Source organism: Klebsiella sp. R390 (assembly GCF_051131745.1).
GTDB lineage: Bacteria > Pseudomonadota > Gammaproteobacteria > Enterobacterales > Enterobacteriaceae > Klebsiella.
This window is the reverse complement of sequence record NZ_CP180445.1, coordinates 1677066-1690293: the sequence shown is the minus strand read 5'-3', so window position 1 is coordinate 1690293 and position 13228 is coordinate 1677066. Positions and strand designations below refer to the sequence as shown.

Sequence of the window (13228 nt, the reverse complement as noted above, 5' to 3'; positions counted from 1 at the left end):
AAGCTGCGTGGTATGAGGTGATGTATGTGCGAATTGCTCGGGATGAGCGCGAATGTGCCCACAGATATTTGTTTTAGCTTTACCGGGCTGGTTCAGCGCGGCGGCGGAACTGGCCCGCATAAAGATGGCTGGGGTATCACCTTCTATGAAGGTAAGGGCTGTCGTACATTCAAAGATCCTCAGCCAAGCTTCCAGTCGCCCATCGCGAAACTGGTGCAAGACTATCCCATCAAATCATGCTCGGTGATTGCCCATATTCGCCAGGCGAACCGCGGGATTGTCGCGCTGGAAAATACCCATCCCTTTACCCGTGAACTGTGGGGCCGCAACTGGACCTATGCGCATAACGGCCAGTTGGAAGGTTATGAATCCCTGGATACGGGCAACCTTCAACCCGTGGGGGAAACCGACAGCGAAAAAGCGTTTTGCTGGTTACTGCACTGCCTGACGGAGCGTTATTCGGGGACGCCGGATGACATGGTTGAGGCATTCAGTTATATCGCCACGCTGGCGGGAACGCTGCGGGAAAAAGGCGTATTCAATATGCTGCTGTCGGATGGGCGTTACGTGATGGCGTTCTGCTCAACGAACCTGTACTGGATTACGCGACGCGCGCCGTTTGGTGTGGCAACGCTGCTGGATCAGGATGTCGAAATCGATTTTCAGCGAGAGACCACACCGAACGATGTGGTCTCTGTTATCGCGACTCAGCCGCTGACCGGCAATGAGACCTGGAATAAGATCATGCCAGGTGAGTGGGCGTTATTTTGCCTGGGGGACCGTGTAGTTTGATGCCAGCTGCGGCTGGATAACTTCATGGCTCAGCGGTTTGCTCACCACGTAACGGCCGTCCATCACCGAGATAACCGGTGGTTTGTGGGTTTGCTGGAAATAGTCGTAGCCTGGCTTCAGCTGTTTCCAGAAATCCGCAAAGTAAGAGTATTTATGACGTTCCATATTGGCGTTGGTCATACGGAAAGGATAAATGCTGACCTGGACGTTTGACTGGCCAAACACTAACGCGCCGGTGACAAACTGGAAAATCTCATCAATACCGTCATCGGTCATGGCATAGCAACCCACCGACACACAGGCACCGTGAATCATCAGGTACTTGCCTTCATAGCCATGCGCGCGATCGTATGCGTTCGGGAAGCCGATATTAATCGCTTTATAGAACCGGCTATCCGGCTTGAGCTGGCCGCGTGTGATGTTGTAAAAACCCTCAGGACTTTTGAAGTCGCCCTGACGCTGCTTCGGCCCAAGACCACCGGAATAGTTACAGATTCGGTAGCTGTCGAGGAGCTGGTAGGTTTCACCCATTTTGACGTAAAGATCGAGCATGCGCTCTTCTTTGAAGATCTCGATGTAAACCGGGGAGCCCATCAATTGTTGCTTATATTCTTTGCTAACCGGCGTCGTCGAGCCACCATTGCTGAGTAACCCAGCAAATGAAACGCACGGCAACAGAAGCATCGCAATAAACAATGCGATTTTGCGCATACTGCATGTTCCTTGATAAACCAAAAACAATATTGCCAGGACGGCAAGAGAGACCCGAAATCAGACTTGTCTGGATTTAGAGCGCTCACATTAGCATCACGGCAGTTTTTCGCAAGCGCAGCGTTGCTGCTTTTACAATTTAGTTCCCCTTTATAACTAATCCCGGATGAAAGCGCAGTCAGAACTTTGCGCAACATGTCTCATTTTGTTGCTACGCTGTCACAGTTTATCTATAGCTGGTACGTATGAAATGTTACACTTGCCCCGCTTAACGATCAGGGTAAGAAAGGATGCTTCTCTCCCGTCTTGTGAATCGCCAGGACCACGCTTCTCCTTATTTCTCTGATTTCCCATCAATGTTGCTGGCCTCGGTCTGATACCGGGGTTTAGGTTACGGATACCTGCTAACGATATGATTAAAATCACGAAAGGGCTGACTTTGCCCATAGCTGGCATGCCATCACAGCAGATAACTTCACAGGTTGCGGTTAAACGCGTCGCGCTGTTGGGCGAAGAGTACGTCGGCATGCGTCCCTCATTAGCCGTCCGTGAAGGTGACCGGGTGCAAAAAGGGCAGACGCTGTTCGAGGACAAAAAGAATCCCGGCGTCTGCTTTACCGCGCCAGCCGCAGGCGTGATTAGCGCCATCCATCGCGGCGAGCGCCGGGTTCTGCAATCCATTGTGATCGATGTTGACGGCGACGATGCCGTTCAGTTCCCCCGTTATGCGCCTGACGATCTTGCCGGGCTGTCGCGGGAAACGGTGCAGCAGCTGCTGCTGACTTCCGGGATGTGGACCGCGCTGCGGACGCGTCCGTTCAGTAAAACCCCGGCACCGAACAGCGTTCCGGCGGCGATATTCGTTACCGCCATCGATACCAACCCGCTGGCCGCCGATCCTCAGCCGATTATTTTCGCCCAGCGCGAAGCCTTCGACGCCGGCCTCACCCTGCTGGCGAGTCTGACGGACGGCAAAGTGCATGTTTGCCAGGCCAGCGGCGGCAAGCTTGGCGGCCACCGCTCGGGGCAGGTGACCTTTAACCAGTTCGCCGGGCCGCATCCGGCGGGGCTGGCGGGCACCCATATCCATTTCCTTGAGCCAGTCAGCCTGACAAAGCAGGTCTGGCACCTGAATTATCAGGATACGATCGCCATTGGCCGGCTTTTCCTCGAAGGAGAGCTCTCCAGCGAGCGGGTAATTGCGCTTGGCGGCCCGCAGGTCAAAGAGCCGCGGCTGATAAAAACCTGCTGCGGCGTGAGCCTGGATGAACTGCTGGCCGGTGAGCTGCTCGACGGCGAGAACCGTGTTATTTCAGGCTCTGTTCTGAGCGGGACCCGCGCACAGGGGCCGCATGCGTTCCTTGGACGCTTCCACCTGCAGGTGAGCGTGGTCAAAGAGGGCCGAGAAAAAGAGCTGTTTGGTTGGGTGATGCCAGGCAAAGACAAATTCTCGATTACCCGCACCACGCTTGGCCATTTCCTCAAGCATAAGCTGTTCAACTTCTCGACCGATACCAACGGTGGCGAGCGCTCCATGGTGCCGATTGGCAACTATGAGCGAGTCATGCCGCTGGATATTCTGCCCACCATATTGCTGCGTGACCTGCTGGCGGGTGATACCGACAGCGCGCAGGCGTTGGGCTGCCTGGAGCTGGATGAAGAAGATCTGGCACTGTGCACTTACGTCTGTCCCGGCAAGTATGAGTATGGCCCGGCGCTGCGTAGCGTGTTAACCCAGATTGAGCAGGAAGGATAAGTGATGGGCTTGAAGCAACTGATCGACAAAATTGAGCCGCACTTTACACATGGCGGTAAGCTGGAAAAATACTACCCGTTGTTCGAAGCGACGGCGACGCTGTTCTATACCCCAGGTCAGGTGACCCGTGGCGCGGCGCACGTCCGTGACGCCATCGACCTCAAGCGCATGATGATTCTGGTCTGGTTTGCGGTGTTCCCGGCCATGTTCTGGGGGATGTACAACGTCGGTCTGCAAACCATTCCGGCGCTGGACAAACTGTACGGTGCGGAACAGCTGCAGCAGGTTATCGCCGGTAACTGGCACTACAGCGTGGCCCAGTGGCTGGGGGTAAGCTTCAGCGCAGATGCGGGCTGGCTCAGCATGATGACGCTGGGCGCGGTGTTCTTCTTCCCGGTCTATATCACGGTGTTCCTGGTCGGTGGGTTCTGGGAGGTGCTGTTTGCTATCGTGCGCAAGCACGAGATCAACGAAGGTTTCTTCGTCACCTCGATTCTGTTCGCCCTGATTGTTCCACCAACCTTGCCGCTGTGGCAGGCGGCGCTGGGGATAACCTTCGGTGTGGTCATCGCTAAGGAAATATTCGGCGGTACCGGGCGTAACTTCCTCAACCCGGCGCTGGCGGGGCGTGCGTTTCTGTTCTTTGCCTACCCGGCGCAGATCTCCGGTGACCTGGTGTGGACCGCGGCGGATGGATTCTCCGGTGCGACACCGCTGTCCCAGTGGGCGAGCGGCGGCGGCGAAGCGTTAGTCAATGTCACCAGCGGCCAACCTGTAAGCTGGATGGATGCTTTCCTGGGCAATATTCCCGGCTCTATCGGTGAAGTCTCGACGCTGATGATCCTGATCGGCGGGGCGATTATCATTTTCGGGCGCATCGCCTCCTGGCGCATCGTCGCCGGGGTCATGATTGGCATGATCGCCACGGCGACGCTGTTTAATTTCATTGGCTCCTCCACGAACCCGATGTTTTCCATGCCGTGGTACTGGCACCTGGTGCTGGGCGGTTTCGCCTTCGGCATGATGTTTATGGCGACGGACCCGGTGTCCGCGTCATTTACCGATAAAGGGAAATGGAGCTATGGCCTGCTGATTGGCGTGATGTGCGTGCTGATCCGCGTGGTCAACCCGGCCTATCCGGAAGGGATGATGCTGGCGATCCTCTTCGCCAACCTCTTTGCGCCGCTGTTTGATTACCTGGTGGTGCAGGCCAATATTAAGCGGAGGAAATCGCGTGGCTGAGAAAAAAAGTAACGATAGCATCGGCAAAACGCTGCTGGTGGTGCTGGTGCTTTGCCTGGTCTGCTCTATTGTGGTTGCCGGATCTGCGGTTGGCCTGAAGTCGCGTCAGCAGGAACAGCGCGCGCTGGATAAGCAACGCAACATTCTGGCGGTCTCCGGGCTGATGAAACCGGACATGACCACGGATGAGGTGGCTGCCGTTTTTGCCGCCCGAATCTCCCCGCGGTTGGTGAATTTAACCACCGGTGAGCTACTGGACCAGGACCCAGGGAAATTCAATCAGTCGCAGGCGCTGAAAGACCCGGATCAGAGTATCGCGCTTGAAGCCAGCCAGGATCCGGCAGGGATTAAGCGCCGCAGCAATCTGGCGGAAATCTACCTGGTGCGTGATGAGAAGCAGCAGGTTCAGGAAGTGGTACTCCCGGTCTACGGCAACGGTCTGTGGTCGATGATGTACGCTTTTGTGGCGATGGACACCGATGGTCGCACGGTAAAAGGCATTACCTATTACGATCAGGGCGAAACGCCGGGGCTCGGGGGGGAAGTCGAAAACCCGAACTGGCGCCAGCAGTTCGTTGGCAAGCAGGCGCTGGATGACAACGGTCACCCTGCGCTGAAAGTGGTGAAAGGCGGGGCACGGGCGGGTGATATTCACGCCGTTGACGGGCTGTCCGGTGCGACGCTGACCTCAAATGGCGTGCAGCATAGCTTTGATTTCTGGATGGGCGAAATGGGTTTTGGCCCGTTCCTGAAAAAGGTTCGTGAGGGGGTGCTGAATAATGGCTGAACAGGGCGAAATGAAAGAGATGAAGCGGGTGCTGGTCGGGCCGCTCGTCGCGAACAACCCGATTGCATTGCAGGTGCTGGGCGTCTGTTCCGCACTGGCGGTGACCACTAAACTTGAGACCGCATTTGTGATGACCATTGCGGTGACGCTGGTAACGGCGTTCTCCAGCATGTTTATCTCCATGATCCGACACCATATTCCCAACAGCGTGCGCATCATTGTGCAGATGGCCATTATTGCCTCGCTGGTTATCGTGGTCGATCAGCTGCTGCGTGCTTTTGCCTACGAGATCTCCAAACAGCTGTCGGTATTTGTCGGGCTGATTATCACCAACTGTATTGTGATGGGGCGTGCTGAAGCCTATGCCATGAAGTCGCCGCCGATGGCCAGCTTTATGGATGGTATCGGCAACGGCCTCGGCTATGGCGCGATCCTGATGATTGTTGGCTTCCTGCGTGAGCTTATCGGCAGCGGCAAGCTGTTTGGTATCACCGTGCTGGAAACGGTACAGAACGGGGGCTGGTATCAGCCAAACGGGCTGTTTTTGCTGGCGCCGAGCGCGTTTTTCATTATCGGTCTGCTGATCTGGGCGCTGCGAAGCTGGAAGCCTGAACAGCAGGAAAAGGAGTAACCGATTATGGCTCATTACATTAGCCTGTTTGTTCGCGCCGTGTTTGTTGAGAATATGGCGCTGGCCTTCTTCCTCGGGATGTGTACCTTCCTTGCGGTGTCGAAAAAGGTCTCCACGGCGTTTGGTCTGGGCGTTGCCGTCACGGTGGTGCTGGGGCTGGCGGTGCCGATCAACAATCTGGTCTATAACCTGGTGCTGCGCGACGGCGCGCTGGCGGACGGTGTCGATCTTAGCTTCCTGAACTTTATCACCTTTATCGGCGTTATCGCCGCGCTGGTGCAGATTCTGGAGATGATCCTCGATAAGTATTTCCCGGCGTTGTACAACGCGCTGGGGATCTTCTTACCGCTGATCGCCGTGAACTGCGCCATCTTCGGCGGCGTCTCCTTTATGGTCCAGCGTGACTACAACTTCCCTGAATCCATCGTCTACGGCTTCGGTTCCGGCATCGGCTGGATGCTGGCCATTGTCGCGATGGCGGGCATTCGTGAAAAAATGAAGTATGCAAATGTGCCCGCCGGTCTGCGCGGGTTAGGGATCACCTTTATTACCACGGGTCTGATGGCGCTGGGCTTTATGTCATTCTCCGGTGTGCAGCTATAAGGGCGGAAAGTATGGAAATTATTCTTGGCGTCGTGATGTTCACGCTGATCGTGCTGGTGCTGTCGGGGCTGATCCTGGTGGCGCGATCGAAGCTGGTCAACGCCGGTGATGTGGTCATTGAAATCAACAATGAAGCGGATAAACAGATCCGTACTCCGGCGGGCGATAAGCTGCTGAACACGCTGTCCAGCAACGGTATCTTTGTCTCTTCGGCCTGCGGCGGTGGCGGTTCCTGTGGCCAGTGTCGGGTCACGATAAAAGAGGGGGGCGGCGATATTCTGCCCACCGAACTGTCCCACATTACCAAGCGTGAGGCAAAAGAGGGCTGTCGTCTGGCCTGCCAGGTCGCGGTAAAACAAAACATGAAGATCGAACTGCCGGAAGAGATCTTCGGGGTGAAAAAATGGGAGTGTGAAGTTATCTCGAATGATAACAAAGCGACTTTCATTAAGGAGCTCAAGCTGCGGGTGCCGGATGGCGAAGCCGTGCCGTTCCGCGCCGGTGGTTACATTCAGATAGAGTGCCCGTCGCACAAAGTAGCCTACGCGGACTTTGATGTGCCGGACGAGTACCGTTCTGACTGGGATAAATTTAACCTGTTCCGCTACGTTTCCGACGTCAAAGAGCCGACGCTGCGCGCCTACTCTATGGCGAACTACCCGGATGAGAAAGGCATCATTATGCTTAACGTGCGTATCGCCACGCCGCCGCCGAAGGTACCGGACGCCCCGCCGGGGATCATGTCTTCGTATATCTGGTCGCTGAAAGCCGGTGATAAGGTGACGATTTCCGGGCCGTTTGGCGAGTTCTTTGCCAAAGACACCGACGCTGAAATGGTCTTTATCGGCGGTGGTGCGGGTATGGCGCCGATGCGATCGCATATTTTCGACCAGCTGAAACGGCTGCACAGTAAGCGTAAAATCAGCTTCTGGTACGGTGCGCGCTCGCTGCGTGAAATGTTCTACGACGACGAGTTTGAACAGCTGGCCCGTGAAAATCCGAACTTCACCTTCCACGTGGCCTTGTCCGACCCGCTGCCGGAAGACAACTGGAACGGTCATACCGGCTTTATTCACAACGTGCTGTATGAAAACTATCTGCGCGATCACCCGGCCCCGGAAGACTGCGAGTTCTATATGTGCGGGCCGCCGGTGATGAATGCCGCGGTGATCAAGATGCTGAAAGATCTTGGCGTTGAAGATGAAAACATCATGCTGGATGATTTTGGAGGTTGATGATGTTGACGGCGTTTGTGGCGACCTTTGTGATTTTCGCGCTGGTGGTCCTCGGGATGTCTCTGGGGTATCTGATCAAGCGTAAAAGCATCCAGGGCAGCTGTGGCGGTATCACTGCGTTGGGAATCGAAAAGGTGTGTGATTGCCCTGAGCCGTGCGATGCGCGTAAAAAACGCCTGGCCCGCGAGGCGCAACGCCAGCAAAACCGTATTCTCTAAGCGTCTCTTTCTTCCTGATGCCCGGTAGCGCATGGCGATGCCGGGCATTTTCTTTCTGTCAGCGCGATCCCCGTACACTTCTCATAGACCTTATTTATGCTGTATACTTGTCCAGTGGTAAGTGGGGGCTCACTATGCGTAAAATCATTCATGTCGATATGGACTGCTTCTTTGCGGCGGTCGAGATGCGTGACAACCCGGCGCTACGGGATATCCCGATCGCCATCGGCGGCAGTCGGGTACAGCGCGGCGTTATCAGTACGGCCAACTATCCGGCGCGTAAATTTGGCGTGCGTAGCGCCATGCCTACCGTTATGGCCCTCAAACTGTGCCCGCATCTGACTCTGCTGCCCGGCCGCTTTGATGCCTACAAGGCCGCCTCATCGCATATTCGTGAAATATTCTCACGCTACACTCCGCTGATTGAACCGTTGTCGCTGGATGAAGCCTATCTCGACGTCAGTGACAGCCCTCGCTGTCAGGGATCTGCCACGCTGATGGCTGAAGAGATCCGCCAGACCATTTTCGACGAACTTCAACTGACCGCCTCCGCCGGGATCGCCCCGGTCAAATTTTTAGCCAAGATTGCCTCCGATATGAATAAGCCCAATGGTCAGTTTGTGATCGCGCCACATCAGGTCGCGGAATTTGTGCGCACGCTGCCGCTGGCGAAGATCCCCGGGGTGGGCAAGGTCTCGGCCGCGAAGCTGGAAGGCATGGGGCTACGTACCTGCGAAGACGTCCAGAAAAGCGACCTGGCCATGTTGCTCCAGCGCTTTGGCAAGCTTGGCCGTATCCTGTGGGAGCGTAGTCAGGGGATCGACGAGCGGGAGATCAACAACTCCCGGCAGCGTAAATCGATTGGCGTTGAGCGCACCCTGATGGAGGACATTCATGAGTGGGCCGACTGCGAAGCGATCATCGAAAACCTCTACCAGGAGCTGGAGCGGCGGCTGGTGAAGGTTAAACCGGACCTGCTGATTGCCCGTCAGGGGGTTAAGCTGAAATTTAATGATTTTCAGCTGACCACTCAGGAGCATGTCTGGCCGCGGCTGAACAAGGACGATCTGATTTCAACGGCCCATAAAGCCTGGCATGAGCGGCGGGGCGGCCGCGGGGTCAGGCTGGTGGGATTGCACGTCACGTTGCTTGATCCGCTGCTCGAGCGACAGCTGGTATTAGGATTATAACGATGCTGACGATCGGGCTTTATCAGGAAAACGACTTTGCGGCGCTGTGCGCCCTCTTTCTGCGGGCGATTCAACAGACCGCCTGCCACGATTATTCCCCATCGCAGATTGCCGCCTGGGCCCAGGTGGATGAGGCGCGCTGGCGGCAAAAAATGGCGCAGTCTCGGGTATGGGTGGCGCTGCTTGATCAGCAGCCGGTGGGGTTTATTACCGCGGTGGATCACTATATCGATTTATTGTTCGTTTCCCCGGACCATAGCCGTCAGGGCATTGCCAGCCGGTTACTCGAGACGCTTTCTGCGCAGATCCCGTCCGGCACGCTGACGGTGGAGGCGAGTATCACGGCCAAACCGTTTTTTGAGCGACATGGATTCAGGGTAGTGCAACAGCAACAGGTGGGCGTGCGCGGCGAGACGTTGATTAACTACCGAATGGAGAAGGTGAGGTCGCCCGGATAAGCCATCATCCGGGCGAGGTTGACTCAGGTAAAACTTACTTTGCCGGGATCGCTTTCAGCAGTTCCGTCAGCAGCGTCCAGTACTGGCCCACGCTTTCGATATGCACTTGCTCATCCGGAGAGTGCGGACCGGTAATGGTTGGCCCGATAGAAACCATATCCATTTCCGGGTACGGTTTTTTGAACAGACCGCATTCCAGCCCGGCGTGGATAATCTGGATATTCGGCGTTTTGTTAAACAGACGCTGGTAGGTTTCACGTACCAGATGCATCACCGGTGAGTTAGCATCCGGCTGCCAGCCAGGGTAGGCGCCTTTCGCCTGGGTTTTTGCCCCGGCCAGTTTACCCAGTGAATCCAGCATGCTGACGACATAATCTTTGCCGCTGTCGATCAGCGAACGGATCAGGCAGTGGATCTCAACGTTGTCATCGGTCATGGTGACGACGCCGACGTTCAGAGAGGTTTCCACCACCCCTTTGGCCACGTCGGAATTACGGATAACGCCGTTTGGCGTAGCGTTCAGCAGACGGACAAAACCATCACGGGACGCTGCCGCCAGCGCGGCTTTATCGTTGGTGACCGCATCCAGCAGCAGCACGAGGTTCTTCTCTTTCGCCGCCAGCTCATTTTTCAGGATATCCTGATAGGTATTCACCAGCGTGGTCAGATGTTGTACCTGGTCAGCCGCCACAGCGAGGGTGGCGAATGCTTCACGCGGAATAGCGTTACGCAGCGTACCGCCGTTGAAATCCACCAGGCGCAGGTCCAGCTCTTGCGCATGAGCGGCCAGGAAGCGGGCCAGCAGCTTGTTGGCATTGCCCAGACCAACGTGAATTTCACCGCCGGAGTGGCCGCCTTTCAGCCCTTTTAAGGTCAGCTTGAAGCTCTGGAAGCCTGCCGGAATCGCTTCACGGCTCAGGGCGAGGTTCGACGTAAAGTCGATACCGCCGGCGCAACCCATATAGATTTCGCCCTCTTCTTCAGAGTCGGTATTGATCAGGATGTCTGCCTGTAGCCAGTTAGCCTGCAGGCCGAACGCGCCATCCATGCCGGCTTCTTCGGTCATGGTCAGCAGCACTTCCAGCGGGCCGTGGACCACGCTGTCATCAGCCAGTACCGCTAACGCGGACGCCATACCGATGCCGTTATCCGCGCCCAGAGTGGTGCCGCGCGCTTTAACCCACTCGCCGTCGATGTACGGCTGGATAGGATCTTTGCTGAAGTCGTGAACGGTATCGTTATTTTTCTGCGGCACCATATCGAGGTGCGCCTGCAGGACCACCGGTTTACGGTTTTCCATCCCGGCAGTGGCAGCCTTACGAATCAGAATGTTGCCAACCTGGTCGCGTTCTGCGTGTAAGCCTTTTTCTTTTGCCCAGCCCATGATGTGTTCAGCGAGTTGTTCTTCGTGATAGGACGGATGGGGAATGGAGCAGATTTTGGCAAAAATATCCCATAGCGGTTGCGGGGATAATTGAGACAATTCAGACACGATGAGTCTCCTTACGATCGCCTGCAAAAATCTTTTACAGGTCGAGGGTTAGCAATAAAAAGCACAACAAGCGCAGGCTTGCGCAGTGGGGTTGAGAATACCACTTTCCACGGCGACTGGTAGTGTAAACCGCGCAAAAAGCGTCGCGAATACCGCTTAACACTGGTTTTTAGCGCGTCAGATCTCTATAATCTCGCGCAACCATTTTCCCCCTCGAACATCATTTAAGCCGTATTACACAGGCTGGGACACTTCACATGAGCGAAAAATACGTCGTCACCTGGGACATGTTACAGATTCACGCCCGCAAACTGGCCAATCGTCTGATGCCTTCTGAACAATGGAAAGGGATTATTGCCGTCAGCCGTGGTGGTCTGGTACCAGGTGCATTACTGGCGCGTGAACTGGGTATTCGTCATGTTGATACCGTTTGCATCTCCAGCTACGACCACGACAACCAGCGTGAACTGACCGTTCTGAAACGCGCTGAAGGTGATGGTGAAGGCTTCATCGTTATTGATGACCTGGTTGACACCGGTGGTACCGCTGTTGCCATTCGCGAAATGTATCCAAAAGCTCACTTTGTCACCATTTTCGCTAAACCGGCTGGCCGTCCGCTGGTTGATGATTATGTTGTTGATATTCCGCAGGATACCTGGATTGAACAACCGTGGGATATGGGCGTGGTGTTCGTACCGCCGATCTCTGGTCGTTAATTTCCAAACGAAATGCTAATTACCACGCCCGGTTATGCCGGGCGTGGTTTTTTTTCGCCGTATGCAGGTTACAATGACCAGAGTGGCAACACGATGGAGACTGCACATGTCACAAGCTAACCTTAGTGAAACGCTGTTTAAACCACGATTCAAACATCCAGAAACCTCTACGCTGGTGCGCCGGTTTGCCTCGGGCTCGCAGCAGCCGATCCAGTCCGCACTTGATGGCACCAATGTTGATCACTGGTATCGTCTGATCAACCGCCTGATGTGGATCTGGCGCGGCGTTACTCCTCAGGAGATCCTCGATGTGCAGGCGCGCATTGTGATGAGCGATGCAGAGCGTACCGATCCCGACCTTTACGATACCGTCGTCGGCTATCGCGGCGGGAACTGGATCTTCGAGTGGGCGAAGCAGGCGATGATTTGGCAGCAGGCTGCCAGTCAGGAGGCCGATCCGCTCCTCAGCGGGCGCCACTGGCTTCATGCGTCGAACCTCTACAGTATTGCTGCCTACCCGCATATTAAAGGTGATGAACTGGCCGAGCAGGCCCAGGCACTGGCCAATCGCGCTTATGAAGAGGCGGTGCTTCGCCTGCCGGGCGAGATGCGTGAGCTGGAGTTTCCTGTACCCGGCGGTGCGCCGGTGACCGGCTTCCTGCATATGCCGAAAGGTGAGGGGCCGTATCCGGTGGTTCTGATGTGCGGTGGCCTGGATGCGCTTCAGACGGACTATTACAGCCTGTATGAGAAGTATTTTGCACCGCTGGGGATCGCCATGCTGACGTTGGATATGCCATCAATTGGCTTCTCGTCAAAATGGAAACTGACCCAGGACACCAGCCTGCTGCACCAGCATGTGCTGAAGTATCTGCCGAACGTGCCGTGGGTCGATCATACCCGGGTGGCGGCGTTTGGTTTTCGTTTTGGCGCCAACGTCGCCGTCCGCCTGGGCTATCTGGAGCCTCAGCGTTTGAAGGCGGTGGCTTGCCTTGGCCCGGTAGTGCACAGCCTGCTGGTGGATCCACTGCGTCAGGGACGGGTGCCGGAAATGTATCTGGACGTCCTGGCATCGCGACTGGGAATGCACGATGCGTCTGATGAGGCCTTGCGCGTAGAGTTGAACCGCTATTCGCTAAAAACTCAGGGGCTGCTTGGGCGCCGCTGCCCAACCCCGATGCTGTCCGGCTTCTGGAAAAACGATCCGTTCAGCCCGGAAGAGGAATCGCGTTTAATTACGTCGTCTTCGGTTGATGGCAAGCTGCTTGAGATCCCATTCAAGCCCGTTTATCACAATTTCGATCGCGCTCTTCAGCAGATCGCCCGGTGGATCAGCGATAGATTTAGTTAATATATTGCTAAATTTTATTGATTTGGTAAAACAGTTGCATCACTAA

The 13228-nt window shown here is 55.7% G+C and carries 14 protein-coding genes; 12 read left to right on the top strand and 2 right to left on the bottom strand.

Going from position 1 to position 13228, the window contains the following annotated elements; genetic code table 11:
- Positions 1-24: 24 nt before the first annotated feature.
- Positions 25-792 carry a class II glutamine amidotransferase gene (locus tag ACMYSP_RS07905; protein ID WP_434586267.1) on the top strand — a complete coding sequence of 256 codons (768 nt, stop codon included), beginning with the start codon at positions 25-27 and terminating at the stop codon, positions 790-792.
- Here the strand turns inward: ACMYSP_RS07905 and dpaA are convergent.
- The gene (gene dpaA / locus ACMYSP_RS07900; RefSeq protein ID WP_434586266.1) at positions 763-1503 is read right to left on the bottom strand and encodes a peptidoglycan meso-diaminopimelic acid protein amidase; all 741 of its coding nucleotides are present in this window, start codon (positions 1501-1503) and stop codon (positions 763-765) included. The two genes, ACMYSP_RS07905 and dpaA, sit on opposite strands and share 30 nt — an antisense overlap.
- Before the next feature lie 412 nt (positions 1504-1915).
- Between dpaA and ACMYSP_RS07895 the strand changes: the two genes are divergently transcribed.
- From ACMYSP_RS07895 to ACMYSP_RS07855, 9 genes are all read left to right on the top strand, one after another.
- Entirely contained in the window at positions 1916-3259 is a 1344-nt protein-coding gene (locus ACMYSP_RS07895; RefSeq protein WP_434586265.1) for a Na(+)-translocating NADH-quinone reductase subunit A, read from the top strand.
- A gap of 3 nt (positions 3260-3262) precedes the next feature.
- Positions 3263-4501 (top strand): NADH:ubiquinone reductase (Na(+)-transporting) subunit B, encoded by a 1239-nt coding sequence (locus tag ACMYSP_RS07890; RefSeq protein WP_434587041.1) that lies wholly within the window; start codon positions 3263-3265, stop codon positions 4499-4501.
- On the top strand, positions 4494-5288 hold the full coding sequence (locus tag ACMYSP_RS07885) for a Na(+)-translocating NADH-quinone reductase subunit C (protein WP_434586264.1): 795 nt from the start codon (positions 4494-4496) through the stop codon (positions 5286-5288). The genes ACMYSP_RS07890 and ACMYSP_RS07885 overlap by 8 nt, the downstream gene beginning before the upstream one ends.
- A complete protein-coding gene (locus ACMYSP_RS07880; protein ID WP_123755564.1) occupies positions 5281-5919 on the top strand; it encodes an NADH:ubiquinone reductase (Na(+)-transporting) subunit D in 639 nt (212 codons plus the stop codon). The genes ACMYSP_RS07885 and ACMYSP_RS07880 overlap by 8 nt, the downstream gene beginning before the upstream one ends.
- Positions 5920-5925: 6 nt before the next feature.
- Entirely contained in the window at positions 5926-6522 is a 597-nt protein-coding gene (gene nqrE / locus ACMYSP_RS07875) for an NADH:ubiquinone reductase (Na(+)-transporting) subunit E (RefSeq protein ID WP_123755565.1), read from the top strand.
- An 11-nt stretch (positions 6523-6533) separates the two neighbouring features.
- A complete protein-coding gene (nqrF, locus tag ACMYSP_RS07870) occupies positions 6534-7757 on the top strand; it encodes an NADH:ubiquinone reductase (Na(+)-transporting) subunit F (protein ID WP_123755566.1) in 1224 nt (407 codons plus the stop codon).
- A 2-nt stretch (positions 7758-7759) separates the two neighbouring features.
- On the top strand, positions 7760-7975 hold the full coding sequence (gene nqrM / locus ACMYSP_RS07865) for a (Na+)-NQR maturation NqrM (protein WP_434587040.1): 216 nt from the start codon (positions 7760-7762) through the stop codon (positions 7973-7975).
- 134 nt (positions 7976-8109) lie between these two features.
- On the top strand, positions 8110-9165 hold the full coding sequence (gene dinB, locus ACMYSP_RS07860) for a DNA polymerase IV (RefSeq protein WP_434586263.1): 1056 nt from the start codon (positions 8110-8112) through the stop codon (positions 9163-9165).
- Between the two features lie 2 nt (positions 9166-9167).
- The gene (locus ACMYSP_RS07855; RefSeq protein ID WP_434586262.1) at positions 9168-9623 is read left to right on the top strand and encodes a GNAT family N-acetyltransferase; all 456 of its coding nucleotides are present in this window, start codon (positions 9168-9170) and stop codon (positions 9621-9623) included.
- Between the two features lie 34 nt (positions 9624-9657).
- Here the strand turns inward: ACMYSP_RS07855 and pepD are convergent, their stop codons facing one another.
- Positions 9658-11115: a cytosol nonspecific dipeptidase gene (gene pepD, locus ACMYSP_RS07850; protein ID WP_434586261.1), complete on the bottom strand. Its 1458-nt coding sequence runs from the start codon at positions 11113-11115 to the stop codon at positions 9658-9660.
- 257 nt (positions 11116-11372) lie between these two features.
- On the opposite strand from pepD, the gene gpt reads away from it, so the two are divergent.
- The gene (gene gpt / locus ACMYSP_RS07845; protein ID WP_004858267.1) at positions 11373-11831 is read left to right on the top strand and encodes a xanthine phosphoribosyltransferase; all 459 of its coding nucleotides are present in this window, start codon (positions 11373-11375) and stop codon (positions 11829-11831) included.
- A 106-nt stretch (positions 11832-11937) separates the two neighbouring features.
- Complete coding sequence (frsA, locus tag ACMYSP_RS07840; RefSeq protein WP_434586260.1) at positions 11938-13182, top strand: esterase FrsA; 1245 nt, start codon at positions 11938-11940, stop codon at positions 13180-13182.
- Positions 13183-13228: the final 46 nt, after the last annotated feature.